29 protein-coding genes are annotated in these 25,449 nt (G+C 57.5%); 13 read left to right on the top strand and 16 right to left on the bottom strand.

From position 1 onward, the window contains the following. Positions 1–92 precede the first annotated feature (92 nt). On the top strand, positions 93–971 hold the full coding sequence (yghU, locus tag GS636_RS11230; protein ID WP_171186333.1) for a glutathione-dependent disulfide-bond oxidoreductase: 879 nt from the start codon (positions 93–95) through the stop codon (positions 969–971). Between the two features lie 61 nt (positions 972–1,032). Here yghU and GS636_RS11225 read toward each other — a convergent pair whose 3' ends face one another. Continuing rightward, positions 1,033–1,821 (bottom strand): SseB family protein, encoded by a 789-nt coding sequence (locus GS636_RS11225; RefSeq protein WP_171669510.1) that lies wholly within the window; start codon positions 1,819–1,821, stop codon positions 1,033–1,035. Continuing rightward, positions 1,814–2,401 (bottom strand): uracil-DNA glycosylase family protein, encoded by a 588-nt coding sequence (locus GS636_RS11220; protein WP_171669509.1) that lies wholly within the window; start codon positions 2,399–2,401, stop codon positions 1,814–1,816. The genes GS636_RS11225 and GS636_RS11220 overlap by 8 nt, the downstream gene beginning before the upstream one ends. A gap of 214 nt (positions 2,402–2,615) precedes the next feature. On the opposite strand from GS636_RS11220, the gene GS636_RS11215 reads away from it, so the two are divergent. The 4 genes from GS636_RS11215 to GS636_RS11200 are packed head-to-tail and all read left to right on the top strand — an operon-like array spanning position 2,616 to position 7,187. Further along, positions 2,616–3,275 carry an ABC transporter ATP-binding protein gene (locus GS636_RS11215; RefSeq protein ID WP_171091597.1) on the top strand — a complete coding sequence of 220 codons (660 nt, stop codon included), beginning with the start codon at positions 2,616–2,618 and terminating at the stop codon, positions 3,273–3,275. Beyond that, positions 3,253–4,836 carry a capsule biosynthesis protein gene (locus GS636_RS11210; protein ID WP_171669508.1) on the top strand — a complete coding sequence of 528 codons (1,584 nt, stop codon included), beginning with the start codon at positions 3,253–3,255 and terminating at the stop codon, positions 4,834–4,836. Before GS636_RS11215 ends, GS636_RS11210 begins: the two co-directional genes overlap by 23 nt. 5 nt (positions 4,837–4,841) lie before the next feature. Continuing rightward, positions 4,842–5,675: a 3-deoxy-8-phosphooctulonate synthase gene (gene kdsA / locus GS636_RS11205; RefSeq protein WP_171669507.1), complete on the top strand. Its 834-nt coding sequence runs from the start codon at positions 4,842–4,844 to the stop codon at positions 5,673–5,675. 15 nt (positions 5,676–5,690) lie between these two features. Continuing rightward, positions 5,691–7,187 carry a phosphomannomutase/phosphoglucomutase gene (locus tag GS636_RS11200; RefSeq protein ID WP_171669506.1) on the top strand — a complete coding sequence of 499 codons (1,497 nt, stop codon included), beginning with the start codon at positions 5,691–5,693 and terminating at the stop codon, positions 7,185–7,187. Between the two features lie 41 nt (positions 7,188–7,228). Here the strand turns inward: GS636_RS11200 and GS636_RS11195 are convergent, their stop codons facing one another. Continuing rightward, positions 7,229–9,184 carry an AsmA family protein gene (locus tag GS636_RS11195; protein ID WP_171669505.1) on the bottom strand — a complete coding sequence of 652 codons (1,956 nt, stop codon included), beginning with the start codon at positions 9,182–9,184 and terminating at the stop codon, positions 7,229–7,231. 95 nt (positions 9,185–9,279) lie between these two features. Between GS636_RS11195 and rimO the strand changes: the two genes are divergently transcribed. Then, positions 9,280–10,668, top strand: coding sequence for a 30S ribosomal protein S12 methylthiotransferase RimO (gene rimO / locus GS636_RS11190; protein ID WP_171669504.1), 1,389 nt, complete (start codon positions 9,280–9,282; stop codon positions 10,666–10,668). A gap of 113 nt (positions 10,669–10,781) precedes the next feature. Next, positions 10,782–11,141 (top strand): hypothetical protein, encoded by a 360-nt coding sequence (locus GS636_RS11185; RefSeq protein ID WP_171669503.1) that lies wholly within the window; start codon positions 10,782–10,784, stop codon positions 11,139–11,141. 106 nt (positions 11,142–11,247) lie between these two features. On the opposite strand, the gene GS636_RS11180 is transcribed toward GS636_RS11185, so the two are convergent. Continuing rightward, entirely contained in the window at positions 11,248–11,436 is a 189-nt protein-coding gene (locus tag GS636_RS11180) for a hypothetical protein (protein WP_170346096.1), read from the bottom strand. 229 nt (positions 11,437–11,665) lie between these two features. Between GS636_RS11180 and GS636_RS11175 the strand changes: the two genes are divergently transcribed. After that, positions 11,666–11,908 (top strand): CDGSH iron-sulfur domain-containing protein, encoded by a 243-nt coding sequence (locus GS636_RS11175; protein ID WP_171091611.1) that lies wholly within the window; start codon positions 11,666–11,668, stop codon positions 11,906–11,908. On the opposite strand, the gene GS636_RS11170 is transcribed toward GS636_RS11175, so the two are convergent. The 5 genes from GS636_RS11170 to GS636_RS11155 form a co-directional block, all read right to left on the bottom strand. Continuing rightward, positions 11,909–12,169 (bottom strand): DUF6455 family protein, encoded by a 261-nt coding sequence (locus GS636_RS11170; protein WP_171091612.1) that lies wholly within the window; start codon positions 12,167–12,169, stop codon positions 11,909–11,911. It abuts the gene before it with no gap. After that, the gene (locus GS636_RS11165; RefSeq protein WP_171091614.1) at positions 12,169–12,438 is read right to left on the bottom strand and encodes a DUF6455 family protein; all 270 of its coding nucleotides are present in this window, start codon (positions 12,436–12,438) and stop codon (positions 12,169–12,171) included. Before GS636_RS11165 ends, GS636_RS11170 begins: the two co-directional genes overlap by 1 nt. A gap of 14 nt (positions 12,439–12,452) precedes the next feature. Next, positions 12,453–12,704: a DUF6455 family protein gene (locus GS636_RS22690; protein ID WP_256369065.1), complete on the bottom strand. Its 252-nt coding sequence runs from the start codon at positions 12,702–12,704 to the stop codon at positions 12,453–12,455. Between the two features lie 70 nt (positions 12,705–12,774). Continuing rightward, positions 12,775–13,143 (bottom strand): YigZ family protein, encoded by a 369-nt coding sequence (locus GS636_RS11160; RefSeq protein ID WP_171669502.1) that lies wholly within the window; start codon positions 13,141–13,143, stop codon positions 12,775–12,777. Further along, entirely contained in the window at positions 13,140–13,847 is a 708-nt protein-coding gene (locus GS636_RS11155) for a M48 family metallopeptidase (RefSeq protein ID WP_171669501.1), read from the bottom strand. The genes GS636_RS11160 and GS636_RS11155 overlap by 4 nt, the downstream gene beginning before the upstream one ends. A 121-nt stretch (positions 13,848–13,968) precedes the next feature. On the opposite strand from GS636_RS11155, the gene GS636_RS11150 reads away from it, so the two are divergent. Continuing rightward, positions 13,969–14,217 carry a hypothetical protein gene (locus GS636_RS11150; protein ID WP_050604775.1) on the top strand — a complete coding sequence of 83 codons (249 nt, stop codon included), beginning with the start codon at positions 13,969–13,971 and terminating at the stop codon, positions 14,215–14,217. Here the strand turns inward: GS636_RS11150 and GS636_RS11145 are convergent. Then, entirely contained in the window at positions 14,205–14,480 is a 276-nt protein-coding gene (locus GS636_RS11145; RefSeq protein WP_171669500.1) for a DUF167 domain-containing protein, read from the bottom strand. The two genes, GS636_RS11150 and GS636_RS11145, sit on opposite strands and share 13 nt — an antisense overlap. A 135-nt stretch (positions 14,481–14,615) precedes the next feature. On the opposite strand from GS636_RS11145, the gene GS636_RS11140 reads away from it, so the two are divergent. Both GS636_RS11140 and GS636_RS11135 read left to right on the top strand, forming a co-directional pair. Next, positions 14,616–15,194, top strand: coding sequence for a nitroreductase family protein (locus GS636_RS11140; protein WP_171669499.1), 579 nt, complete (start codon positions 14,616–14,618; stop codon positions 15,192–15,194). Continuing rightward, positions 15,191–15,889: an EI24 domain-containing protein gene (locus GS636_RS11135; protein ID WP_171669498.1), complete on the top strand. Its 699-nt coding sequence runs from the start codon at positions 15,191–15,193 to the stop codon at positions 15,887–15,889. Before GS636_RS11140 ends, GS636_RS11135 begins: the two co-directional genes overlap by 4 nt. Before the next feature lie 7 nt (positions 15,890–15,896). On the opposite strand, the gene GS636_RS11130 is transcribed toward GS636_RS11135, so the two are convergent. Next, positions 15,897–16,169, bottom strand: a complete 273-nt coding sequence (locus GS636_RS11130; protein WP_171091626.1) for a DUF1467 family protein — start codon at positions 16,167–16,169, stop codon at positions 15,897–15,899. A 24-nt stretch (positions 16,170–16,193) separates the two neighbouring features. After that, a complete protein-coding gene (gene mce / locus GS636_RS11125; protein WP_171091628.1) occupies positions 16,194–16,598 on the bottom strand; it encodes a methylmalonyl-CoA epimerase in 405 nt (134 codons plus the stop codon). A gap of 136 nt (positions 16,599–16,734) precedes the next feature. Between mce and GS636_RS11120 the strand changes: the two genes are divergently transcribed. Next, entirely contained in the window at positions 16,735–17,454 is a 720-nt protein-coding gene (locus GS636_RS11120; RefSeq protein WP_171669497.1) for a response regulator, read from the top strand. A 180-nt stretch (positions 17,455–17,634) separates the two neighbouring features. On the opposite strand, the gene aspS is transcribed toward GS636_RS11120, so the two are convergent. From aspS to GS636_RS11100, 4 genes are all read right to left on the bottom strand, one after another. Next, complete coding sequence (aspS, locus tag GS636_RS11115; protein ID WP_171669496.1) at positions 17,635–19,410, bottom strand: aspartate--tRNA ligase; 1,776 nt, start codon at positions 19,408–19,410, stop codon at positions 17,635–17,637. Positions 19,411–19,489: 79 nt separating this feature from the next. Next, positions 19,490–20,161 (bottom strand): CPBP family intramembrane glutamic endopeptidase, encoded by a 672-nt coding sequence (locus GS636_RS11110; protein WP_371808722.1) that lies wholly within the window; start codon positions 20,159–20,161, stop codon positions 19,490–19,492. After that, complete coding sequence (locus GS636_RS11105) at positions 20,158–20,805, bottom strand: aminotransferase class IV family protein (RefSeq protein ID WP_171669495.1); 648 nt, start codon at positions 20,803–20,805, stop codon at positions 20,158–20,160. Before GS636_RS11105 ends, GS636_RS11110 begins: the two co-directional genes overlap by 4 nt. Continuing rightward, positions 20,760–21,887 (bottom strand): aminodeoxychorismate synthase component I, encoded by a 1,128-nt coding sequence (locus tag GS636_RS11100; RefSeq protein ID WP_171669494.1) that lies wholly within the window; start codon positions 21,885–21,887, stop codon positions 20,760–20,762. Before GS636_RS11100 ends, GS636_RS11105 begins: the two co-directional genes overlap by 46 nt. 178 nt (positions 21,888–22,065) lie before the next feature. Here GS636_RS11100 and carB point away from each other — a divergent pair, with 178 nt between their 5' ends. Beyond that, positions 22,066–25,410, top strand: a complete 3,345-nt coding sequence (carB, locus tag GS636_RS11095) for a carbamoyl-phosphate synthase large subunit (RefSeq protein WP_171091640.1) — start codon at positions 22,066–22,068, stop codon at positions 25,408–25,410. The last annotated feature ends 39 nt before the right edge of the window (positions 25,411–25,449 follow it).

The following is a 25,449-nucleotide window of genomic DNA, read 5'->3' as shown; positions in this document are numbered from 1 at the left end:
TGTTACAGAATAAGCCAACAGCAGCGGGTTGGACTCGGCGGTTTGCAATATTAGCTTTAAGACAGCCCTGATAACGGCAAGAAAGGCAAGAGATGAGCGACCAATCCCCGTACACCCCCCCAGCGGTCTGGACCTGGGACAGCAAAAGCGGCGGCCAGTTCGCCAATATCAACCGGCCGATTGCGGGTGCGACCCACGACAAAGACCTGCCGGTCGGACGCCACCCACTGCAACTGTACTCACTGGCCACACCCAATGGCGTGAAGGTTACGGTCATGCTGGAAGAACTGTTGGCGCTGGGTCACGAAGGTGCTGAATACAATGCCTGGCTGGTCAATATCGGCGAGGGCGATCAGTTCAGCTCGGGCTTTGTCGGAGCCAACCCAAATTCGAAAATCCCGGCCCTTTGGGACCGGTCCGGGGATACACCCACGCGCGTGTTCGAAAGCGCTTCGATCCTGTTTCACCTGGCTGAAAAGTTCGGCGCGTTCCTTCCTGCGTCGGGCCCTGAGCGCACCGAGGTGATGAACTGGGTGTTCTGGCAAATGGGCAGCGCGCCATATCTGGGCGGCGGGTTCGGCCATTTCTACGCCTACGCGCCCGAGAAATGGGAATACCCGATCAACCGCTTTGCGATGGAGACCAAGCGGCAGCTGGACGTTCTGGATCGGGAATTGGCGGACAAGACCTATATTGCTGGTGACGAGTACACGATTGCCGACATGGCGATCTGGCCTTGGTATGGCCAACTGGTATTGGGCCGTCTTTACAGCGCCGCCGAGTTTCTGGACGTTGAATCGTACAAAAACGTCATGCGTTGGGCCAAGGAAATTGACGCGCGCCCAGCGGTTCAGCGCGGTCGCATGGTCAACCGTGCCTTTGGCGAGCCGCACACGCAGTTGCACGAGCGCCACGATGCCAGCGATTTCGAGACCCGCACGCAGGACAAACTGGAACCAGCGGCGGAATAACTAAAGGCGTTAATGCAACAACACACGGCGCGGTCTGCGCCGCGTGTATGCGTTTGGAAGTTTATTTCAGAATTGGCGGATTGTCCGGGTTACTGCCGGGGGCCTCTCTTACCTGCTTGACGCTTTTGGGCACGGGCAGATCAAACCGAAGTCCAACCTTGGCCAACAACGCAGCAGCAGGCTCGCTGGCGGTGAAAAAACCGACATCCATCGCGCCCGCCTCGATCCCGGAAAAGGTCAACGCCTCGGACACGGCCTTGGCCAGCGCAGGCTCTGCCCCGTCGAGAACATCGACAAAACCCAACAAATGTCCCTGCGCACCAGCTTCTGACTTAGTGGCAACCAAATAGGCCGCAGTGGCCAACCCGCCTGCGGTTGCCAGTTTGGTATCCAAAGCGGTCAGCAAATTATCAGGCAAACCAGACGGCGGCATGAACTCAGCCAGTTTTTCCTCGACCTCTTTTGGACTGTGTTGCAGCGTTTCGGCCAACCAACCCAATGCTTCTGCCGGGACCAGCATCGAGGATGGCGCAGTTTCCAGATTCAGGCCTAGCCCGATCCCCTGCCCTGCCAGCATCCCAGAAAGCACCCGCCCCGAAAGCGCCACGTAAGGTACAGGCCGACCTGCGAACTGCGCCAACCGTTCCTCTCGGTCAAAAGCCAGCACAAAGCGCCCGTCCGCAACGTCGAATAACTCGGGCGAGATATTCTCGTCCTGCGCTTCCTCGGTCAGCATCAGGAACAGCTCGCTGTCGGCCAGCCGCTCAAAAAATCGCAACCGGGCGGAATCGTTTTGCGGATCTGCCTGCATCGCGGCATGTGCTGCGTCCAACGCCGTGGGTTCAGTCATTCAACACCTCTTGGACCCGCGCGCGCAGAACCGGTAAAAGCTCGGCCTCGAACCACGGGTTTTTCTTTAACCATGCCGTATTGCGCCAGGACGGATGAGGCAAGGCAAAGACCCGCGGCGCATGGTCCTGCCAGCTTTGGACGGTGTTTGTGACCGAACCGCGTACGCCAAGGTGGTACTTATGCGCATGCCCCCCGACCAGGACGGTCAACGGCACCTGGCCCAGAACGCTCATCACCCGATCATGCCAGGTGTTTCGGCACAGGGCGGGCGGCGGAAGGTCGGCGCTGCGGGCATCATAACCGGGAAAACAGAAGGCCATGGGTACAATCGACACGCGGTCGCGGTCATAAAAGATCGTCTCATCAATCCCCAACCAATGCCTCAATCTGTCACCCGAAGGGTCGGTGAACGGCCGCCCCGACTCATGCACGCGTGCACCCGGCGCCTGCCCTGCAATCAGAATTGGTGTGCCTGAACGAAACCAAACTACCGGGCGTGGTTCATGCGCCGTTGCTGTTTGTGCAAACCTTTCTGCGCACAGGCGACAGGCCCGAATTTCGTCGGCTAAACTGTCCATCTAATGTCAAAACCTCTTCTGCCCACGCGTCACGACGGGGAACATAAGGCCCGCCGGACACACCGCCAATCAGGTTGTCACAGGTTTTACCTCAACGCATTGATCATTTGTTTCATAATTCGACATAATGTAGCCAACATGGAACGGTAAAAATAACCTTCTCCGGCCGTCCCAAAGAACGGCAACACAACGGAACACGAGCAGCAGGCCCCGAATGTTAGAGTTCGACAATGTCAGCAAGTCCTTCTGGACCGGAACCCGCCGCAAGGTGATTCTGGATCAGGTCTCGTTCCGGGTCGAGCTGGGCACGTCACTGGGGGTTCTGGCCCCGAACGGCACTGGAAAAACCACGCTAATCAATATGATGGCTGGTTTGGAAAAACCAGACGAGGGCGTGATCCGACGCGAATGTCGCGTCTCTTTCCCCATGGGGTTCACAGGTGGTGTGTCGGGAAAGCTGTCCGCTCTTGAGAATGCGCGCTACATCGCCAAGATCTATGGGATGGACCCGGATTATATCGAAGCCTATTGCAAATGGCTTTGTGGTCTGGGCGAATATTTCGATCAACCGCTGGCGACCTATTCCTCGGGGATGCGTTCCCGGTTCACCTTCGCTTTGATGTTGGCGCTGGATTTCGACATGTATCTGATCGACGAAGGGATGCCCGCATCAACGGATGTCGAGTTCAACGAAAAAGCCGGCTCGATCCTGAAAGAGAGACTGCGCACCACAACTCTGGTCATCGTATCACACAGCCCGTCCGTGTTAGAAAAGTTTGCCCAACAAGCCGCCGTCCTTTTGGACGGGCAATTGTACATGTTTGAATCCTTGGAAGAGGCTAAGCAGTTATATGACTACGAATCCCAAGGTTAGAAAGTACAACTGGCGCCGCAACCAGCAGGCCGACGGTTCCGCCGAAGCGCGGGCCGACGCAATTTCGCGCATTCGCAACGCAACGCAAGGCCAACCCGCTGCGGATCAGGCGCAGCCAGGAACACAGTTGGACGACATCAAACGCGAAGGTTTAACGGGACGCCAATTGCGTATTGCGCGACGGTTGGCGCAGAAACATGGGCTGGCTGCGACCTCGGATTATGATGCGGTGCGTTTGTTGCGTCAAAAGGGCATTGACCCGTTCCAGCGCACCAATCTTCTGGATCTTGCTGCCGCCAGGCCCTCGGCCAACGACGAAGAGAACAACACCAAGGACAAGGTCAGTATCAAGCTTCCGCAGGCTGTGGGTGCGAAAAAGTCCAATTTACCAGGACCCGAGCTGAGCCCCGCTGAACGACGCAACCTTGAGATCGGGGAAATCCAGAAAGACATTGCACGCAGACGCAGGCGCAAACTGTTTGCCTTGTTTGCGCGGCTGGCCGTCTTTGTGTTTCTGCCGACTTTTGTCGTGGGTTTCTATTGCTACCGCATCGCCACCCCGATGTATGCCAGCGATTCAGAGTTTTTGATCCTGCAGGCAGACGGTGGACCGGGCAGTGTTGGCGGTTTGCTGGCGGGAACTCAGTTTGCCACAACGCAGGACTCGATCTCCGTGCAGTCCTTTCTTGAATCGAAAGAGGCGCTGCTGTTGCTGGATCAGGATGCAGGATTTTCGGACGTCTTCAAACAGGACTGGATCGACCCGGTTCAAAGGCTGGCCGCCGATGCGTCACTTGAGGACGCGTACAAACTGTTCAACCGGATGATCACCATCGGCTACGATCCAACCGAAGGGGTTATTCGGATGGAGGTCGCGGCCCCGGATCCACAGACCTCGACCGAGTTCTCGGAGCGTCTGATCTCGTACGCCGAAAACAGGGTGAACGCGCTTTCCGGTAAAAAACGTGAAGACCAGATGCGTGATGCGGTTGAAAGCTTTGAGGCGGCTCAAGAGGCGCGCAAACAGGCGCAGGAAGAGCTGATTGAACTTCAGTTGCAGGGTGCTGTGCTGGATCCGGAAAACGTAATCGCCAGCCTGCGAAGTCGCATCAACGAGATCGAGATACTGGTTCAGGACAAAGAGCTGGAGCTAGCGGCTTTGCAGGACAATCTGCGTCCGAACAAAGCCAAAGTAGATGGTGTTCAGGCTGACATCGCCCGACTGGAAAAGGTGCTGGAAGATTTGAATGCCCAAATGCAGGACGCCTCTGCCGGCGAAAATTCGCTGGCCCGGCTAAGCGTGCGCATACAGATCGCCCAGGCCGATCTGGCGGCTCGGGATATGATGCTGCAAACGGCAATGCAGCAAATGGAAACGACCCGGTCCGAGGCCAACCGGCAGGTTCGGTATCTGACTGTTTCGGTGAACCCTATTCCCAGTCAGGAACCCAGCTATCCGCGCAAGTTTGAAAATACGATTTTGGCATTCCTGTTATTTGCTGGTATCTACCTCATGATCTCGCTTACTGCGTCGGTCCTTCGTGAACAGGTATCCTCATAAGACCCATGAAACATGTAAAAATCTCCGGCCTGACGGTCGGCAACGACCTTCCGCTGACTGTCATCGCTGGCCCCTGCCAGCTGGAAACAGCAGACCATGCGCAAATGATTGCGGGCAAGATGAAAGAAGCCTGCGACGCAGCCGGTGCGCAATATGTGTTCAAGGCGTCTTACGACAAAGCGAACCGGACATCGCTGTCGGGCAAGCGTGGCATGGGAATCGATGCGGGCCTGCAGGTTCTGGATGACATTCGCAAAACGATGGGCATCCCGGTCCTGACCGATGTCCATACCGAGGCACACTGCGCCCTCGCAGCCGAAGCTGTGGATGTTCTGCAAATCCCTGCCTTTCTGTGCCGACAGACAGACATGCTGCTGGCCGCTGGCAATACCGGCAAGGCCGTCAACGTCAAGAAAGGTCAATTCCTGGCCCCATGGGAAATGACGAATATCGTCGACAAGGTTGAAAGCACTGGAAACCAGAACATCCTGCTGACCGAACGTGGCACATCTTTTGGATACAACACTTTGGTCGCTGACATGCGCGGCCTGCCCCAAATGGCAAAAACCGGCTATCCGGTCGTTATGGATGCGACCCATTCAGTCCAGCAACCCGGTGGCAAAGGTGGTTCGTCCGGCGGACAGCGCGAGTTCGCGCCCGTGATGGCCCGGGCGGCTGTTTCATTGGGAATTGGCGCAGTTTTTATTGAAACGCATCAAGAACCTGACAAAGCGCCTTCTGACGGCCCGAACATGATCCCATTGGACCAAATGCCCCAACTTGTTGACACATTGATGCGTTTTGATGCGCTTGCCAAAGCGAATCCTATTCAAATTTAACGATTGAGACTTGTTATGACCAAACCCCTCCCCGAGGTGACACCCAACACCTGGAGTTTTCTGCGCGACGCGATGATCAAGCCCACCGGGTTTCGCGAGTATGACGCGCGCTGGAAATACCCCGAAGAGATCAACCTGCCCGGCATGACCGCGCTTGGACTGGGTCTGGGCACCCAGATGCGCAGACGTGGGATTGAACCCGTGATCGCCGTTGGCAACGACTACCGCGATTATTCGCTGGCCATCAAAAACGCGTTGATCCTTGGTCTGATGCAGGCCGGTATCCGCGTGAAAGATATTGGCCCCGCGCTCAGCCCTATGGCTTATTTCGCGCAGTTTCATCTGGATGTGCCTGCTGTTGCGATGGTCACGGCCAGCCACAACCCCAATGGCTGGACCGGCGTGAAAATGGGCTTTGATCGCCCACTGACCCACGGCCCGGACGAGATGTCGGAGTTGCGTGACATCGTGCTGAACGGTGAAGGTCAACAGCACGAAGGCGGATCATGCGAATTCGTCGAAGGCGTGAAGGAAGCTTACATCGATGACCTCGTTGGTGATTTCAAAATGTCCCGCCCGCTGAAGGTGGTCTGTGCCACTGGCAATGGCACTGCCTCAGCCTTTGCGCCCGAGATTTTCGAGCGGATCGGGGTCGAGGTCGTGCCCCGCCACAACCGGCTGGATTATAGCTTCCCAAACTACAACCCGAACCCCGAAGCGATGGAGATGTTGCATGACATGTCCGCCACGGTGAAATCCAGCGGCGCTGATCTGGCGCTTGGATTTGACGGGGACGGCGACCGCTGCGGCGTGGTTGATGACGAAGGCGAAGAGATTTTCGCCGACAAGGTGGGCGTGATCATGGCCCGTGATCTGGCCAAGCTGTATCCCGGATCAACTTTTGTCGCGGATGTGAAATCCACCGGCTTGTTTGCCAGTGATCCCGAATTGCAGGCATTGGACGTCAAGGCGGATTACTGGAAGACTGGCCATAGCCACATGAAACGGCGCGTTAAGGAAATTGGCGCTTTGGCCGGGTTCGAAAAGTCTGGCCACTACTTCCTGGCCGAGCCTGTGGGTCGTGGATATGACTGCGGAATGCGCGTGGCGGTCGAGATCTGCAAACTTATGGACCGCAACCCGGATCAAAGCATGTCGGACCTGCGCAAGGCGCTGCCCAAGACCTGGTCGACCCCAACCATGTCACCTTACGCCGCAGATACCGAGAAGTACGATATCCTTCAGCGCTTGGTCGACAAGCTGGTCGCCAAAGGCGATGCGGGCGAATCCTTTGCTGGGCGCGCAATCAAAGAGGTTGTCACCGTCAACGGCGCGCGAGTCATTCTGGACAACGGCAGTTGGGGGCTGGTTCGGGCCTCGTCCAACACCCCTAATCTGGTGGTTGTGTGCGAGAGCAGCGAAAGCGAGGCTGAGATGCGCGCGATCTTTGCCGACATCGATGCTGTGATCCGCACTGAGCCTGGTGTTGGCGACTACGACCAGACCATCTGACCGTAAAGGCTTGGGGCGTGTCCTCGCCCCAAGCGCCGCGCTCAGTTGCCGCCGAACAGCTTGAGCAAACCTTTCTTTGCCTCGTCTTCCAGCTTTTTCTTCAACGCATCTTCGATCTGGTCGCTGTCGGTGATGGTCGTATCCAACTCGTTCCCGACTTTCTCAAAAACCTTCTGCTTGGCGTCGTCTTCCAGCTCCTTGACCTTCACGTCAGCTGCCGCCTCGATGACTTTGGTCAGATCCGGCTTGATCGACGGATTGCTCCACGGGCCGACGATGCGCACCGGAACCGATATGCCCTTACCGGAGTTGGCTCGCAGCGCTACGGGTGTGAACAAATAGTCGATATCGCGCGCGCCTAGTCCCACGGTTCCCGTGCCATCCGCGCGGAAGTTTTCCAGCGACATGAGCAGATCATTGTTGGTCAGCACGCCCTGATCCATGGTGAAGCTGCCGGTCAGGCTGTTGAATACGGTCGTTCCACCCGATCCGGTCCCACGTCCCATCAGACGGTCCAGATCGAAACCGGAAATCACTCCTGACCCGACATCCAGATTTCCCTTGCCGCTGAGCGAACGCATGATCTGATCCTCAGACTGGCCAACGCCCAGAAACTCCAGACTGCCCGCAGCCATGCCCGACAAGCGTTCAACACCGGCCAGTGTGGTCAACGCCTGTTTCAGATCGATACCGCTGGCCGAGATTTTGCCGCCAACAGACAGGCCATTGCGATTATTGGCGACCACCTGCCCGTTCAACTGACCTGCAAACAGTGTGGCCGGATGCATTTCCAGCACCGCCCGAGAGCGATCCAGAGACAGGGTCAGATCACTTTTGCCAAATTCCATTCCCGGCACAGCAATCGAGTTAGCCGTCAGGCGGATTTTACCATTCGCCAGCGCCAGAGCAGAGGCGTCAATTGGGTCTTGCGACCACCCGTCCACTGCAGAGGTACTTGGCTGAGAGGCACCGCTCGGTGCTGGTGCCGTTTCAGAGATCCGCGAAAGATCCAGATCACCCGCATCCAACCTGGCTACGATCTGTGGTGGGTCCGAAATGGTAATATCTGCCTCACCCAGAAATCGGTTGTCATCCAGTTGAGCGGTCATATCCCGCAACGAAATACGCCCGTCCTGCGTATAGGTCATATGGGCGGCGATGTTGGCCTTTTTACCCAAACCCGGCGGGATATGCACACCGGCCTGACCAAAAGCTGCAAACATCTTTTCGCTGTCCCGAGCCTCGACCCTTGTTGTACCGTCCATTTCACCGGCCAGATTGACACGTCCATCGAAACCGATCTCACCCCCTGGCGCAGCCAAAGACAGTTCCAGCGCCGTGACGTCGCCATTGGAAAAGGCAGGCAGGTCCGGGATTTTCAAGTCAACTTCAACGGCTCCGCCAGGCACAGCCATTGTGGCTTGCATGATCATGGGAGATGTGACCTCGGGCCAGCTTGCGGCCAGTGTCACACCAGAAAAATCCATCTGTGTGATACCATTCTCGACGAAAATCAGCTGCGCGTTTGTCAGCTCTAGTTGGTCCAGGGTGACCTCACCCGTTGTTTCCGCAGGCACAGCTGCCCCAGAGGTTTCGGCAGGTGGGGTCGAAGTCGGGGCGCCAAATTGCCAGTTCGTTCGCCCCTGTGATTGCTCCAGCCGCAATATCGGGTTTTCAGCAAACACGCGTTTGATACGCAGATCTCCATTCCACAGCGCAGCAGCGTCCACACCGACGGCAAGACTTTCTGCACTCAGCATTGGCTCGGACGCTGCCCAGCTAGCATTGCCAAAACGTACCGGGCCGGTTTCCATTCCCAGCACGGGCCAGAAGGACAAGCGCACGTCCCCGCTCAGTGTCAAATCACGCCCGGTTTGCGCCTTCACCTGCTCGGCCAGAATCGCGCCCAGCTTGTCCCCGGGCATCAGCAAAAGCGCGCCAATGACGAGCCCGGCAACAGCCACAACAACAAATAGAATGCGCATCAGCCACTTCATGATCTGCTCTCCGCCTTTTGGCTTATCTTTGCCGTGATCATTCAAATCACACGTCACATTTGCAAGGGGAAGCGTTCCCCACTATATGCCGCGCCATGACAACGAACCCGCCAAACCTCCGCCCCGACCTAGCGCCCGCCGCCCGGATCACCGAGTCGCCCCGTTCCGACCAGCCGACCATCGGCATGGTGTCGCTGGGTTGCCCCAAGGCGTTGGTCGACAGTGAACGCATTCTCACCCGGCTTCGCGCTGAAGGATACGGCATTTCGCCCGATTATGCCGGGGCCGATGCCGTCATTGTGAACACCTGCGGATTTCTGGACAGCGCCAAGGCGGAATCGCTGGACGCAATCGGAGAGGCACTGGTTGAAAACGGCAAGGTCATTGTAACCGGCTGTCTGGGGGCGGAACCGGATTACATCCGGGAACATCACCCCCGCATCATGGCCGTCACCGGACCGCATCAGTATGAACAGGTTTTGGATGCGGTGCACGTCGCCGTGCCGCCCTCACCCGATCCGTTTGTCGATCTGCTGCCTGCCAGCAGCGTGCAATTGACCCCGCGCCATTACAGCTATCTGAAGATCTCGGAAGGCTGTAATCACAAGTGCAAGTTCTGCATCATCCCAGATATGCGCGGGAAACTGGCCAGCCGCCCGGCCCACGCGGTTCTGCGTGAGGCTGAAAAGCTGGTCGATAACGGCGTGCGCGAGCTGCTGGTGATCTCGCAGGACACGTCGGCCTATGGGCTGGACCGGAAATATGATGTGAACCCGTGGAAAGACCGCGACGTGCGCAGCCATATCACCGATCTGGCGCGGGAGCTGGGACAGTTGGAGGCGTGGGTGCGCCTGCATTATGTTTACCCCTACCCGCATGTACGCGAGTTGATCCCACTGATGGCGGATGCGGGCTGCAATGTGCTGCCCTATCTGGATATTCCTTTCCAGCACGCGCACCCCGACGTTTTGAAACGTATGGCCCGCCCGGCCGCCGCAGCCAAAACACTGGACGAAATCCGGGCCTGGCGTGACATCTGCCCGGACATCACCCTGCGATCGACCTTTATTGTCGGTTATCCCGGAGAGACTGAGGCAGAATTCCAAACTTTGCTGGACTGGATGGACGAAGCGCAGCTAGATCGCGTCGGCTGCTTTCAGTACGAAAACGTGGATGGCGCGCGGTCGAACGACCTGCCCGATCACGTCCCGGCCGAGGTCAAGCAAGAGCGCTGGGATCGCTTCATGGAAAAGGCTCAAGCGATTTCCGAAGCCAAACTGGCGGCAAAAGTCGGCCAGACCTTGCAGGTCATCGTGGATGAGGTCGATGACGAAGCCGCCACCTGCCGCACCAAAGCGGACGCGCCCGAGATTGACGGCAACCTGTTCATTGATGAAGGGTTCGAAGCACTTAATCCTGGCGACGTCGTAACGGTTGAGGTGGACGAGGCCGGAGAATACGATCTTTGGGGCAAGCTCGCTTAGAACTGTTTTCGCCTGCCCGTTTCACTGCAGATGGGCAAAGCGTGAAGCGAGTTTATTGGTCCAACGCTCCTAAAGACGCGATCTTAGACTGAAATCCATAAACGGAGGGTTTCATGTCTGGATACGACAAACTCGGCCTGAACGGCGTGGTTTTCCTGTTGGCCATGTTTTGCCTTGTAACACCTTCTTCCGCACAAACGGCGTCGGGCGGTCCAAACGGCTTGATCGTGGTTAGCGATAAGCAGCTCAGCTTTCACAAGACCGGCCACCTCAAGATAAAGCGCTATTATCTTGCGCCAAAATCCAAAGCACATGTCAAACAGCCGAAGGTGCACCACAAAAAGCACCACAAATCCTATCGCTTTCACCCACCGAAACGGCGCGTAATCGGTCGTGTGCCCTACGGGCAGATCAAACGGCACAAGTTCAATTCGTTCAGGTTCAAACACAAATACGGTTTCAAGAAATATTGAACCGCTGAACTGTACGCGCTTAGTACCAGCAAAAAAGCCGCCTCAAAGGCGGCTGTCCATCGAGTAGTGGTGCAGGCGGCCCGGTCGTGGACCGCCTGCAAAAAGCTTACTGAGTAACCGGGTTACAGACAGTCTGGCCTGCTTCGGTTGTCGCCAGCTCATAGCCGCCCGGACAGCTGGGTGTGCCGGCTTTGTCATAGCTGGGCTGTACATAAACAGGTGTCGGTTCTTCCTGCTGCGCGCAAGCAGTCAGAATCAGGGCAAATGCGCCAACGGCAGCGAGTTTCAGTTTCATGTCCGTCAATCCTCTATTACTTTTCTGATATTGCCCAACTTTTCGGGGCCACATCCAGAATACGGGCTGAGCTTCGATCTGGCAACTGAATCGATCACGTCTTTGTGAGTCAAAGCGATTCCATGCCGGTTTTAGCTTTGGGAAAGGGCATTTACCGCTTCGAAGCTACCTTTTTGGCCGCACTGCTCTACACTGTTGTCACGACATCAGCCAAAGACGGAGAAGCCACATGTCAGACGCGCCAAATATTGCCCAGAAATCACCGATTCCGGTCGAGGTTGTCGAAGGGAAGACCTATTTTTGGTGCTCATGTGGAAAATCTGCGCGACAGCCGTTTTGCGACGGGTCCCACAAAGACAGCGCATTTGAACCAATAAAATATACAGCAGATGCCAGTAAAAAAGTCTTTTTCTGCGCGTGCAAACATAGCGCAAAGCAACCGCTATGCGATGGCAGCCACAGTAAATTGTGATCAGGTCTTCAGACCATTCAGGGTCTCGGCGTTTGCGCAAAAATCCGGGGCCTTTTCGACCAATGCCTGTTGATCAGCCAGCCACAAAGCGCATTGGCCGTCACAACTTGAAGCCCGACACCGTGTGACCAATTCTGCATAGCCCTCTGGTGTCAAACGACCGTCCGCCATCACCTCGGTCAATGAAATGCCCATACATCGCGAGACAGACCGCGTTAGCCAGAAATGCTTTTCAATTTCGCCCAGCGGGACCTGCGCCATCACACGTTCTCCAGCTGTTGCGCCTTAAGTGCCGCGAATCGCTCTCGGTTGGGGCAGCTGCTTGGCGCTTCATCGATCTGGCCCCTCTGCTCCAGCCATTCCGGGCAGTCATGAGCCCAGGCGCAACCCCGGCATTGTTGTACGATCTCGGCCCATTCTTCGTGATTCAAATGACCCTTGCGGTATGCCCCGGCCAGATCAGTACCGGTGGCTTGCCCCATTCGCAGCACAAGCCGCAAATGGGTCATGATGTTGCCTAGACGTGGCATGGCAAACCTTTAGGTTAAGGCATTAATTTATGGAGTAATTCCTGGTTCCGGCAATACTCAGGCGCCCGCTGTGCAGTTGCCGCCTGGCTCAACATAGCCTGACAATGCTGTGGGTTCGGGCAGTCGGTGCACCGTAGAACTGCCTCGGAAATCTGATCCACGGAAACCAAACCGCCAATCGCCGCTTCTTCAAGATTAATGTCCAGCATGCTGGCCATATCGTCCACCAAACCGGCGTGCAGTCGCAAGGTCTCTCGGGTGGGCATAGTGTTTTCCTTTCCCTTTCGCGCTTTGGCAAAAGGGTAGCGAATTTGCACCTTCAAACATTGACACAGGTCAAGATTGGACGCCGATATGGTCCAGATAGGCTCGGGTCGCATCCTGAACCCTGCGAAACCGGTCGCCGCCCAGTTTCTTGCCGCCATACCAACGGGTGACAATGATCACATGGTTCTGCAATTCCGCCCGTTCGATCATGCGCAGGATCACCATTCCCGCCCCGCTTTCCCCATCATCCGCCTTAAGCGCGCCGGTCGGCAGAGTCGCGGCCCACGTGTTGTGGGTCGCCTTGGCATAGGTTTTGTCCGATTTCAGATCATTCAGAACACTGTCGATATCGGCCCGCGAAGCAACTGTCGCCCCGGACACCGCGTATTTCGAGCCGCGATCTGTCAGGATCACCCCAAGACGCACAAGGCCGCTCACTGTGCCAGGCCCAACTGTGCTGCAGTTTCAAGCACGATCTGAACGCGCTGCTCATTGGGCGGGTGGGTTCCCAGAAACTTGTCGCCGGGATCCGGGATCCGGTCAAAAAACTTCGCCCCAACCAACGGGTTGTACCCTGCATTGTAGGTGATGATCGTACCCAACTGGTCTGCCTCCAGCTCGAAATCCTTCAGGTAAGCTTGAACACCAACCTTGGCCCCCAGCTTTTGCGCCTCTTCTATGGCGGCTGCATCACCGCCGCGCAACTGTTCTCGCCTGCCGAATTCTGCGGCGCTGGCGCTGGCGTTTTCACTTTGCCGGGCAATGTGCCCCAACACATGGTGGGCCGCTTCATGACCCATGACAAAAGCAAGCTCATCCGCGTTTTGCGCGGACCGGATCATAGACCGCGTGAAAACAATCACCGGTTGCCCGTTTTCGTCCAAAGTCTGATACGCGTTTGCCGGTGCCCGCGGGTTTAGATCAACCAGGATCCTGAACTCACAATTCTGGCGTCTGGGTTGTTTAAGACATTGTTTTCGTGCTTCCGCACCAACAGCCTGGCTAACCTGCTGAAAGGTCTGCGCCGTCGGTTCGGCACCCGACGCATCACCCAGCCAGTCCTCGGGCGATTGTACACTGAAGACACCTTGCGCACAGGCCGACAACAGCAGGAAAAGCGGTAAAACAAAGCATCTGCGCATGTTACATCCTTTGGGCCAATCGGGCCGCCATTTCAACATAGTACGCCCCGTCAGCTGATGCCACTGCGCCGCTGGCAAGGAACGGCTTGCATTGCGCCTCGGCGACTTGCACTGTGGACACATGTTTTCGATTGAGCATGAATTCGACTCGACGGTCATTACGCTTGTGGACGAAGGTGAAAAACCTTTGCAGGAAGATGTCGTGATCAACAATTTCGCCGAATGCGTTACGCTAGAGCAGCTGGATCCACGCACAGAACAGGTTCAGAAGATCACGCTGTCGCCGGAACAGGTACGCGATCTGGCTGCCGCGCTGGACCTGCCCGAAGGCGTTTATCAGATACGGGAAACCGGACCTCAGGGGTCATAGAGAAACACCTTGTTTCGCGCGGTCTGCCCCTGTTTCAGCGTCAGCGTCGAAGGGGCAACTCCAAGACATTTGGCGAGCAAACTCAGAACTGCCTGATTGGCCATACCGTTCTGGGGCGCGGCCGTCACAAACATTTTGATCTGATCTTCTTCACAGATCACTCGATCCCGCGCTGCCTTGGGCGTCACCTTGACGCTGAATACCCTCCCGGGCGTTGCCAGCGCGCTGAGATCGGGCAGATCACGCAGTTTGGATTTCGCCATTGTCACCCCTTTTTCTTCAAAACCTTGCATGACAGGCGTCGGAATGAAAATGATCCACGCAATGTATCGGCACACCCTTGAATCGGGCGGGTTGCCGACCAAGATACAGAGTCGTGATGTAAAGGAAGTTAACATATGTCCCTGAAAAGCCCCGCCGCTCTGGAGTTTTTACTGTCGCGCCGGTCCCGCCCCGCCAAGACATTGATTGCTCCGGCCCCAACACGGGACGAATTGCTGCCCTTGCTCACCGCTGCGGCGCGCAGCCCCGATCATGGCAAGTTAGAGCCTTGGCGCTTCATCGTTTTGGAAAAGGGTGCCATGCCGCGTTTGGCAGATTTGACCGAAGCATGTGGTCAAAAGCTGGGGAAAAGCCCCGAGGACATCGCCAAAGCGCGCAGCCAGTTCGACATGGGGCACTTGGCGGTTGCGGTGATCGAAGTGCAAAAACCGTCCGAAAAGATCCCCGCAATTGAGCAAACCTATTCTGCCGGAGCTGTTTGTCTGGCCCTGCTGAATGCTGCGCTGGCGGCAGGATGGGGCGCAAACTGGCTATCGGGCTGGCAAACCCATGACCGCGACTTCTGCACCCAGGCGCTTGGACTGGCAGACAACGAAAGCGTGGCCGGGTTGATCCATATCGCGACCGAAGGATCGGCCCCGCCCGAGCGCCCCCGACCTGATGTGGCGGCCTTGACGGAATGGCTCAGCGAATGACAATCCTGAACGCCTTTTTCAACGCACTTGGCCAGATCGGAGACCCAAAATTCCGGGGGGTCTTATTAAGGGGTGTCGGATTGACGATCCTGCTCCTGATCGCTGCCAGTGCCGGGGCAATCTGGTTGATCAACTGGTTGTCAGGCAGTGAGATTTCCCTGCCCTTCATAGGTGCTGTCCCCTGGCTGAATGACGTTCTGAATTATTCAGGGATCGTGCTGGTCCTGATATTGCCGGTTTTCCTGATGGTGCCTGTGGCCTCGGCCATCACCTCGATCTTTTTGGATGAAGTGGCCCAGGCAGTTGAGGACAAGCATTTTCCAACCTTGCCACCCGCGCGGCGCATCCCAATGTCCGAAGCACTTTTGGACGGTCTCAGCTTTCTTGGCGTGCTGATTGTCGCCAACCTGCTGGCGTTCATTCTCTATGCGGTTTTCACCCCGCTGGCGCCCTTTATCTTCTGGGCGATGAACGGGTTCCTGCTGGGGCGGGAATATTTTACGTTGGCAGCCATGCGTCGGGTCGGGCGTGAAGGCGCGCGAAAGTTGCGCGCCAAGCATTCAACAACGATCTGGGTGGCGGGTACCTTGATGGCGGTTCCGCTTTCGGTACCGCTGGTCAATCTGGTGATCCCAATTATCGGGGCAGCCACGTTCACCCACATCTATCACGCAGTGTCAGGCCCACGGGCCTGACATTGGGTCAGCGGGGCTCTAGCTGGTTCAACCAGTCGAAATCCCGGACCGAGATCAATCCCGACAAAATAATACCTGCAATGATGGCCCACAAAACCACGGAAATACCGGTCGTGATCCACATCTTTTTCTTCATGTGATGCACTTCCGGGGCACCAGCATGAGTGCCCGGAACGATATCGCCCAGATCGCCTTGTGTTTTAATGCGAACGGGCAGCACGATCAGCAGCGTCAGGAACCAGATGACGGCGAACAGTACAAGTGCGGCAGTGATGGTCATTTCAAGCCCTCCGGCGCTGGGGGGTTATACCTGCTCAAGCTCGACAAGGCAGCCGTTGAAATCCTTTGGATGCAGGAACAAAACCGGCTTGCCATGCGCACCGATCTTGGGCTCGCCCGAGCCAAGAACGCGGGCACCGGTTTCCTTCAGATGATCCCGGGCGGCGATAATGTCCTCAACCTCATAGCACACGTGATGAATGCCGCCCGACGGGTTCTTTTCCAGGAAGCCGTTGATCGGGCTGTCTTCACCTAACGGATATAGAAGCTCGATTTTGGTATTGGGCAGTTCAATGAACACAACCGTGACGCCGTGATCCGGTTCGTCCTGCGGCGCGCCGACCTTGGCGCCCAGCGCATTGCGATATTGCGCCGAAGCTGCTTCAAGATCCGGCACGGCAATGGCGACGTGGTTCAGACGTCCAATCATATCTCACTCCTGATGTCCTGCGTTGCATGGGTTATGGGGGCTGTTCGGCCAAAGGACAAGTGCGCCAAATCGCGCGTTAACGTCGTGTTAGCCAGAAGTTCCTAGAGTGAAGCATCTGCTGGATAGGAGAGCTGCCATGGACGATTCGGGCCTACTTGCCACCACCACCGTCACGCCCACCGCAACGCGGCCCTTGCTGGGTCAGACCATTCTGGTTGTTGAAGACAGCCGATACGCGTGCGACGCAATCCGACTTATGTGTCTACACAGCGGCGCACGTATTCGCCGCGCGGATTGTCTGAAATCGGCCCGACGACACCTTCAGATCTATCGTCCCTCGGTCATATTGATCGATATGGGTCTGCCGGATGGGTCCGGGGCCGATCTGATCGCCGAACTGTCCGAGGCAACGCCCCGTATCAGCGTCATCATGGGCCTGTCAGGCGATAATGCCAACGAAAGTCAGGCACTGGCTGCCGGAGCGGATGGATTTTTGGCCAAGCCGCTAAAATCAATGTCCTACTTTCAGAAATCCATTCTGGAGCGGTTGCCCGAGGATCGGCGTCCAAGCGGGTTACATGCAATCCGGGACGAGGTCATCAAACCGGACCCGTTGGCCTATCAGGATGACATGGCCCATATCGCTGATTTCCTGACCGGACCCAACGATCAACACACTCTGGATTATGCCGCCCAGTTCCTTCAAGGCGTCGCACGAGAGGCAGGAGATAAACCGCTGACCGAAGCCGCGCGCAAACTGGCTCTGTCACGCGCAAGCGGGGCACCGCTCACAGCACAGGCAGCGCAAGTCGCTGGGATGGTGCAGAACCGATTGGAACGGCGGGAAGCGATTTGAAATGATTACGGCTTATTTCATTACCGCAACACTTCTGTGTGTCTGGGCTTATCGTCAGACGCGCCAGACAGCACGCAGTATTCGGGTCAATCGGGATCATCTGGAAAACCCGCTGGACTGATACGCCGAACGTTTCCTGCCGCCAAATGAAAATCGCCCGCTTAATGCGGGCGATTGTTCTTAGTCCTGAGGGATGATGCGCAGACCAAGCTCCATCAACTGATCCGAAGTTGGATCAGAGGGCGCATCCATCATCAGATCTTCGGCACGCTGGTTCATCGGGAACATCATGACTTCGCGGATATTGGCCTCATCGGCCAACAGCATAACAATCCGGTCGATGCCTGCCGCGCAGCCCCCGTGCGGCGGTGCGCCATAGTGGAAGGCGCTAAACAGAGCGCCGAAGCGGGACTTGACCTCATCCTCGCCATACCCCGCCAGTTCAAAGGCTTTCAGCATGATCTCAGGCTTGTGGTTCCGGATCGCGCCCGAGACCAGCTCATACCCGTTACAGGCCAAGTCATACTGGTATCCGCGCACGTCCAGTGGGTTACCCTGAAGTGCCTCCATGCCACCCTGCGGCATCGAGAACGGGTTGTGCTCGAAATCGATCGCGCCAGTTTCTTCGTCCTGCTCATAAATCGGGAAATCCACGATCCAGGCAAAGGCAAAGCGGTCTTTCTCGGTGAGGTTCAGTTCCGCGCCGATCACGTCGCGGGCCTTGCCAGCGACCTTTTCGAAAGCTTTCGGCTTGCCGCCCAGGAAGAACGCGGCATCGCCCACGCCTAGACCCAGTTGCTGACGGATCGCTTCTGTGCGCTCGGGGCCGATGTTCTTGGCCAGAGGACCAGCAGCTTCCATGCCCTCGCCCTGATCGCGCCAGAAGATATACCCCATCCCCGGCAGACCCTCTTTCTGGGCGAACGCATTCATGCGGTCACAGAATTTGCGGCTGCCGCCGGTTGGTGCGGGGATGGCGCGGATTTCGGTGCCGTCCTGCTCCAACAGTTTTGCGAAGATTGCAAAACCAGACCCGCGGAAGTGGTCCGAGACCACTTGCATTTTGATAGGGTTCCGCAGGTCGGGCTTGTCGGTACCGTACCACAGGGCCGCGTCCTTGTAGGAAATCTGCGGCCACTCCTGATCGACCTTGCGGCCACCGCCGAATTCTTCAAACACGCCGGTCAGAACAGGCTGGATCGTGTCGAACACATCCTGCTGCTCGACAAAGGACATCTCAAGGTCAAGCTGGTAGAAATCAGTGGGCGATCGGTCAGCACGCGGGTCTTCGTCACGGAAACAGGGCGCGATCTGGAAATACTTGTCGAAGCCAGACACCATGATCAGCTGCTTGAACTGCTGAGGCGCTTGCGGCAAAGCGTAGAATTTACCGGGATGCAGACGCGACGGTACCAGAAAGTCACGCGCGCCTTCGGGCGAGGATGCTGTGATGATCGGCGTCTGATACTCGCGGAAGCCCTGATCCCACATACGTTTACGCATGGATGCCACAACGTCCGAGCGCAGGGTCATGTTACGCTGCATCGCTTCGCGGCGCAGGTCCAGATAGCGATAGCGCAGGCGCGTCTCCTCGGGGTATTCCTGATCGCCGAACACCATCAGCGGCAGTTCGTCGGCCGCACCCAACACTTCCAGCTCACGCACGTAGACCTCAATCTCGCCGGTCGGCAGCTTCGGGTTCACCAAGTCGGCATCGCGTGCTTTGACGGTACCGTCGATGCGGATGCACCATTCGGACCGCACTTTCTCCAGCTCGGCAAAGGCCGCGCTGTCGCCGTCGCACAGAACCTGAGTTACGCCGAAATGGTCGCGCAGGTCGATGAACAACACGCCACCGTGATCTCGGACCCGATGCACCCAGCCGGACAGGCGGACAGTTTCACCGACATTGGCGGCGGTCAGAGCGGCGCAGGTGTGGCTGCGATAGGCGTGCATGGATCATATCCCTTCGGGCGCAGAATTCGTCGCGCCGATACACCCTGTCAGGCCCGGAAAGTCAAGGCGCGTCGCCCCGTCAAAACGGCCTTTGCACGTTGCCCGAGTAGAAATAGACACCCAGTCCCACTGCAAAGATGATATTGCCCGCGATTGCGTGCAACAGCACTGCATAAAAGAACGACCCGCGCCGTCGGTACGCCCACGTGAACAGCAGCCCGCCCGCAAAGGTCATTACGGCGACGATCCAGTTCCAATACATCAGATGCGCGAACGAGAATACGGCCGCGTTCAGCAAATAGGCCGCGCGTCCGTCTGGCAGGATCGCGTGATAGCGGCGGAAGAACAAAGGACGGAACAGCAGCTCTTGCGGCAGGGCTGACAAAAGCGGGTAGCCGATCCAGATAAAGGCCAGCATCTCGGGTCGGTGAATAGCCAGGAAAAACGCCGCATCCGGACGCGTGATTTGGATCAGGCCGGTACAGAAGACGGCCATAACAACCGTGAACAGCAGTACTTCTCGCAAGGACCAGTTGGCCCACTCATACCGCAGTTCGGACCATTGAAAGCCCGGTGTCTGATGCAGCAATACGATGCCCAGCCCGGTCAGCGCGAACAGCGCGGGAAACATCCAGTTCGGTGGAAAGAGTACGGCAATCAGCAGTGGCAGTCCGATATAGAACAGCCCAAACTCCAGCCGCAGCCGCAACAGCGCCACAGGCGGGCCGATCAAAGTGCTGTCTTTGGTCACGTATCTATCAGCTCCACCCGGATCAACCCGCGCAATGAATTGCCCATATACACAGTCCGCGCGTTCTGTAGATCGGTCAAGGTCAGCACGGCCTCGGTCACTGTTTCTTTATCCAGCAGCTCTTCACGCAAAATACCCGGCAACAACCCGCAGGACAGCGCAGGTGTCAGAAACCGACCATCGGTCATTTCAGCAAATAGGTTGGTGATGGTGCCTTCGCATAGCTCGCCAAGTTCGTTTTGGAACAACAGCTCGTCTGTATTTTCCGGCAGCGAGGCACGTGCCTTGTCATACAGCGCGCGGTGGGTGGTCTTGTGCCGCAACCACAGGTCATTCGATGCCAGACATTCTTTGGACACGGCCACGCGCCAAATCGGCGGGTTTTCAGCCAAGTCACCAGTCGTCAGCTCGAATGCGCCGCTCGCATCCAGCGTCAGTCGACAGCGTAGTGGCGCATCCCCCTCGGCAGCAACCAAGGTCTCATTTGCAGCATCCAAGTTGAACGGAAGATCGAAAACCCGTGCCGTGCGGGCCATACGCGCCAAATGGCGGTCCTGCCGCACAAATCCCTGATCCGGCCGGAAAGCCAGTGTTTCGATTACACGGAAATCAGGCTCATTTGACGGGCAAAGCGGGCTTTCCATAGCGCCTCCTCGTATTCTGAAGGGGCGGTGCTGTCCCAAACGAGACCACCACCCACATTCAGCGTGGCGCGATCATCCTCTCGCATCAGGGTACGAATGGCCACATTGAACTCGGACCGGCCATCCGGCGCGGCCCACCCGATAGTCCCACAATAGATGTCACGCGGCCAGGGTTCCAGGTCGGCCAGAATTTCCATCGCGCGAATCTTGGGGGCGCCTGTGATCGAACCGCATGGAAACAGCGCTGTCAGAATCTCACCCAGCCCTACATATTTGTGCAACTGAGCACGCACCAGCGAAACCATCTGGTGCACAGTGGCGTAGGTCTCGACCTTGAACAGCTCGGGCACGTGAACAGATCCGGGCAATGCCACACGGCTGATATCGTTGCGCAGCAAATCCACGATCATCAGGTTCTCGGCGCGATTCTTTACGTCCGTGGTCAGAAAGGCCCGGCGCTGCGCGTCTTCTTCCGGGTCATCGCTGCGCGGTTGGGTGCCCTTCATTGGGCGGGTTTCGATCCTGCCCGCCTCATCTGTGCGAAAGAACAGTTCGGGCGACCGGCTGAGCAAATCGGGCAATCCGTCCTGTTGCACTAACGCTCCGTGGCCAACCGGTTGCCCTGCAGCAAGCGCTGCATACAGCGTTTCACTGTCGCCCGAGACCGTCAGATCGATCGGAAAGGTCAAGTTGGCTTGGTAAATGTCGCCAGCACCGATAGCATCGTGTACGGCCTGAAACGCCTGCGTATAACGTGCCTCGTCCCAACGGGGCTCAAAAGTGCTGACCTCTCCTGCTGCTGCTGGCAGGGCAACACGATCCGGCGCGTCGTATACTCCAAAGCACAACAAGGGCAGACGGCGATCCTTGGGCAACAGGTTCAGCAACCGGGGTTCCAGCGCATAACCAAGCTCGTAACTCGCATACCCCGCCACCCAGGAACCACCTGTGCGCACCTCATCCAGCGCCGCCAAAGCCTGGGGCACCTCTTCCGCAACATCCGCGCGGATGATTTGAGACGGACGCTCGAACCGGGTTCCACGCCCGGCCGGTCCTTGATCGAAACGAATACGCAATTGCATCCTCATTTGCCGTGTGGGGCGATATAGAGAATACTCTGCCAAGGGAAAGGGGGGAAAGCGGCAATTTCGCTTCTGTTTCCGATACCCCTTGAACCTTTTTGCGCGGTCCCTATAACGCACGACAATTTGGGCGCTTGGGCGGTGCCCGCGACTCATGCAAAATCGAAGGGGCCAGACCATGCCGAAGAGAACCGACATTCAGTCGATCATGATCATCGGGGCAGGTCCCATTGTTATCGGACAGGCTTGCGAATTCGACTATTCCGGTGCTCAAGCCTGTAAGGCGCTGCGCGAGGAAGGCTACCGGGTCATTCTGGTGAACTCGAACCCCGCCACGATCATGACGGATCCTGGGCTGGCGGATGCCACCTACATCGAGCCGATCACACCCGAAGTAGTCGCCAAGATCATCGAAAAAGAACGCCCCGACGCCCTTCTACCCACAATGGGCGGGCAGACCGGTTTGAACACATCGCTCGCACTAGAAGAGATGGGTGTGCTGGACAAGTTTGGTGTCGAGATGATCGGCGCCAAGCGCGACGCCATCGAAATGGCCGAAGACCGCGCCCTGTTCCGTGAGGCGATGGACCGGCTGGGACTGGAAAACCCCAAGGCGACCATCGTAACCGCGCCCAAGCGCGAAGACGGTTCCACTGATCTGGATGCCGGCGTGCAGATGGCGCTGGACGAGCTGGAAGAGATTGGCCTGCCTGCCATCATCCGCCCCGCCTTTACCTTGGGTGGCACAGGCGGTGGCGTGGCGTATAACCGCGAAGATTACATCCACTTTTGTCGTTCGGGCATGGATGCCTCGCCCGTCAACCAGATCCTTGTCGATGAAAGCCTGCTGGGCTGGAAAGAGTATGAGATGGAGGTGGTCCGCGACACTGCTGACAACGCCATTATCGTCTGTTCCATCGAAAACGTCGATCCGATGGGCGTGCATACGGGTGACTCTATCACCGTGGCCCCTGCCCTAACGCTGACGGACAAGGAATACCAGATCATGCGCAACGGCTCGATTGCCGTTCTGCGCGAGATTGGGGTCGAGACCGGTGGCTCGAACGTGCAATGGGCGATCAACCCCGATGACGGCCGTATGGTCGTGATCGAGATGAACCCGCGCGTATCGCGCTCGTCCGCTTTGGCTTCCAAAGCAACCGGTTTCCCGATTGCGAAGATCGCCGCAAAGCTGGCCGTGGGCTACACGCTGGACGAGTTGGACAACGACATCACCAAAGTCACTCCCGCCTCGTTTGAACCGACCATCGACTATGTCGTCACCAAAATTCCGAAATTCGCGTTCGAGAAATTCCCGGGATCTGAGCCCTACCTGACCACCGCGATGAAATCGGTGGGCGAAGCCATGTCTATTGGCCGCACCATCCACGAATCGATGCAGAAAGCGCTGGCTTCGATGGAGTCGGGTCTGACAGGCTTTGATGAGATCGAAATCCCCGGCCTGAACGTGGGCGTGTGGGACGAAGCCGACGACAAGGCTGCCGTGATCAAGGCGATCAGCCAACAGACACCTGACCGCCTGCGCACCATCGCGCAAGCGATGCGTCATGGTCTGACCGATGACGAGATCTTTGGCGTCACCAAGTTCGACCCGTGGTTTCTGGCCCGCATCCGCGAGATCATCGAGGCCGAGCGTCAGGTTCGCAAGGACGGCCTGCCGATGACCGAAGACGGTATCCGCAAGCTGAAAATGCTGGGCTTCACCGATGCTCGTTTGGGCAACCTGACTGGCCGTGAAGAAGACAACGTCCGCCGCGCCCGCCGCAATCTGGGCGTCTCAGCCGTGTTCAAACGCATCGACACCTGCGCCGCCGAATTCGAGGCGCAGACGCCCTATATGTACTCGACCTACGAAGCACCCATGATGGGCGAGGTTGAATGCGAGGCACGTCCGTCTGACCGCAAAAAGGTCGTCATTCTTGGAGGCGGCCCGAACCGGATCGGTCAGGGCATCGAGTTCGATTACTGCTGCTGCCACGCCTGTTTCGCGTTGACCGAAGCTGGGTATGAAACCATCATGGTCAACTGCAACCCCGAGACGGTTTCGACCGACTATGACACCTCGGATCGTCTGTATTTCGAGCCTCTGACGTTTGAGCACGTCATGGAAATCCTGACGAAAGAGCAGGAAAACGGCACGCTGCACGGCGTCATCGTTCAGTTCGGCGGCCAAACACCGCTGAAACTTGCCAACGCGCTTGAGGCCGAAGGCATTCCGATCCTCGGAACCACCCCGGACGCCATCGACCTGGCCGAAGACCGCGAACGGTTCCAGGCGTTGGTCAACGATCTGGGCCTGAAGCAGCCCAAGAACGGCATCGCGTCTACCGACGAACAGGCGCTTGAGATCGCCGAAGAAATCGGCTTCCCCCTGGTCATTCGCCCCTCTTACGTGCTGGGCGGCCGCGCAATGGAAATCGTGCGCGATATGGATCAGCTGCGGCGCTACATCAACGAGGCCGTTGTGGTTTCAGGCGACAGCCCCGTTCTGCTCGACAGTTATCTGGCCGGTGCCGTGGAGTTGGACGTCGACGCGCTGTGCGATGGCACTGACGTCCACGTCGCGGGCATCATGCAGCATATCGAAGAGGCTGGCGTGCACTCGGGCGACTCGGCCTGTTCGCTGCCGCCCTATTCGCTGTCCGCAGAGATCATTGACCAGATCAAGGATCAGGCGTTCAAGTTGGCCAAAGCGTTGAACGTTGTTGGCCTGATGAACGTGCAGTTCGCGATCAAGGACGATGAGATCTATCTGATCGAAGTGAATCCGCGCGCCTCACGCACCGTGCCATTTGTCGCCAAGGCGACCGACAGCGCGATTGCCTCGATCGCAGCGCGCGTCATGGCGGGCGAGAAACTGTCGAACTTCCCGATGCGCCCTGCCTACAAGGAAGGTCAGGACACCAAGATCGCGGACCAGATGACTCTGGCCGACCCGGATATGCCGTGGTTCTCGGTGAAAGAGGCTGTGATGCCCTTCGCTCGTTTCCCTGGCGTTGACACCATTTTGGGCCCGGAAATGCGTTCGACCGGTGAAGTCATGGGCTGGGACCGCGACTTCCCGCGCGCCTTCCTGAAGGCGCAGATGGGCGCGGGGATGGTACTGCCGTCCTCGGGGCGGGCGTTCATTTCCATCAAGGATGCCGACAAAGGGAACGCCATGCTGGAAGCGGCGCAGGTTCTGGTGGATCAGGGCTTTACGCTTGTGGCGACCCGCGGCACGCAAAGCTGGCTGGACGAACAAGGCGTTGCCTGTGAGGTTGTAAACAAGGTCTACGAAGGCCGCCCGGATGTTGTGGACATGCTGAAAGACGGTCAGGTGCAGTTGGTGATGAACACTACCGAAGGCGCGCAGGCGGTCGAAGACAGCAAGGCCATCCGCTCAATCGCGCTGTATGACAAAATCCCCTACTTCACCACCGCCGCCGGAGCCAACGCCGCCGCGCTGGCGATCAAGGCGCAGGCCGAAGGGGATGTAGAGGTGAAGTCGCTGCAGGGGTGATCTACGTCGCCTGAGCTACAATCGGCTCATTCAAGATCC

Origin of the sequence: Ruegeria sp. HKCCD4884 (assembly GCF_013110855.1) — a bacterium.
Lineage (GTDB): Bacteria > Pseudomonadota > Alphaproteobacteria > Rhodobacterales > Rhodobacteraceae > Ruegeria.
Note: the sequence above shows the minus strand (reverse complement) of the source record. Positions and strands in the feature narration are given on the sequence as shown.

Coding starts and splice junctions, on each gene's coding strand:
- GS636_RS22690 (WP_256369065.1), bottom strand. CDS start 12,704: ATGCCCACCCGAGAGACCTTGCGACTGCACGCCGGTTTGGTGGACGAT.
- yghU (WP_171186333.1), top strand. CDS start 93: ATGAGCGACCAATCCCCGTACACCCCCCCAGCGGTCTGGACCTGGGAC.
- GS636_RS11145 (WP_171669500.1), bottom strand. CDS start 14,480: ATGGCGAAATCCAAACTGCGTGATCTGCCCGATCTCAGCGCGCTGGCA.
- kdsA (WP_171669507.1), top strand. CDS start 4,842: ATGAAACATGTAAAAATCTCCGGCCTGACGGTCGGCAACGACCTTCCG.
- GS636_RS11140 (WP_171669499.1), top strand. CDS start 14,616: ATGTCCCTGAAAAGCCCCGCCGCTCTGGAGTTTTTACTGTCGCGCCGG.
- GS636_RS11185 (WP_171669503.1), top strand. CDS start 10,782: ATGTCTGGATACGACAAACTCGGCCTGAACGGCGTGGTTTTCCTGTTG.
- GS636_RS11180 (WP_170346096.1), bottom strand. CDS start 11,436: ATGAAACTGAAACTCGCTGCCGTTGGCGCATTTGCCCTGATTCTGACT.
- GS636_RS11135 (WP_171669498.1), top strand. CDS start 15,191: ATGACAATCCTGAACGCCTTTTTCAACGCACTTGGCCAGATCGGAGAC.
- GS636_RS11220 (WP_171669509.1), bottom strand. CDS start 2,401: ATGGACAGTTTAGCCGACGAAATTCGGGCCTGTCGCCTGTGCGCAGAA.
- GS636_RS11170 (WP_171091612.1), bottom strand. CDS start 12,169: ATGGCGCAGGTCCCGCTGGGCGAAATTGAAAAGCATTTCTGGCTAACG.
- GS636_RS11120 (WP_171669497.1), top strand. CDS start 16,735: ATGGACGATTCGGGCCTACTTGCCACCACCACCGTCACGCCCACCGCA.
- mce (WP_171091628.1), bottom strand. CDS start 16,598: ATGATTGGACGTCTGAACCACGTCGCCATTGCCGTGCCGGATCTTGAA.
- GS636_RS11175 (WP_171091611.1), top strand. CDS start 11,666: ATGTCAGACGCGCCAAATATTGCCCAGAAATCACCGATTCCGGTCGAG.
- GS636_RS11165 (WP_171091614.1), bottom strand. CDS start 12,438: ATGCCACGTCTAGGCAACATCATGACCCATTTGCGGCTTGTGCTGCGA.
- GS636_RS11215 (WP_171091597.1), top strand. CDS start 2,616: ATGTTAGAGTTCGACAATGTCAGCAAGTCCTTCTGGACCGGAACCCGC.
- GS636_RS11155 (WP_171669501.1), bottom strand. CDS start 13,847: ATGCGCAGATGCTTTGTTTTACCGCTTTTCCTGCTGTTGTCGGCCTGT.
- GS636_RS11225 (WP_171669510.1), bottom strand. CDS start 1,821: ATGACTGAACCCACGGCGTTGGACGCAGCACATGCCGCGATGCAGGCA.
- GS636_RS11200 (WP_171669506.1), top strand. CDS start 5,691: ATGACCAAACCCCTCCCCGAGGTGACACCCAACACCTGGAGTTTTCTG.
- GS636_RS11150 (WP_050604775.1), top strand. CDS start 13,969: ATGTTTTCGATTGAGCATGAATTCGACTCGACGGTCATTACGCTTGTG.
- carB (WP_171091640.1), top strand. CDS start 22,066: ATGCCGAAGAGAACCGACATTCAGTCGATCATGATCATCGGGGCAGGT.
- rimO (WP_171669504.1), top strand. CDS start 9,280: ATGACAACGAACCCGCCAAACCTCCGCCCCGACCTAGCGCCCGCCGCC.
- GS636_RS11210 (WP_171669508.1), top strand. CDS start 3,253: ATGACTACGAATCCCAAGGTTAGAAAGTACAACTGGCGCCGCAACCAG.
- GS636_RS11195 (WP_171669505.1), bottom strand. CDS start 9,184: ATGAAGTGGCTGATGCGCATTCTATTTGTTGTTGTGGCTGTTGCCGGG.
- aspS (WP_171669496.1), bottom strand. CDS start 19,410: ATGCACGCCTATCGCAGCCACACCTGCGCCGCTCTGACCGCCGCCAAT.
- GS636_RS11105 (WP_171669495.1), bottom strand. CDS start 20,805: ATGGAAAGCCCGCTTTGCCCGTCAAATGAGCCTGATTTCCGTGTAATC.
- GS636_RS11130 (WP_171091626.1), bottom strand. CDS start 16,169: ATGACCATCACTGCCGCACTTGTACTGTTCGCCGTCATCTGGTTCCTG.
- GS636_RS11100 (WP_171669494.1), bottom strand. CDS start 21,887: ATGCAATTGCGTATTCGTTTCGATCAAGGACCGGCCGGGCGTGGAACC.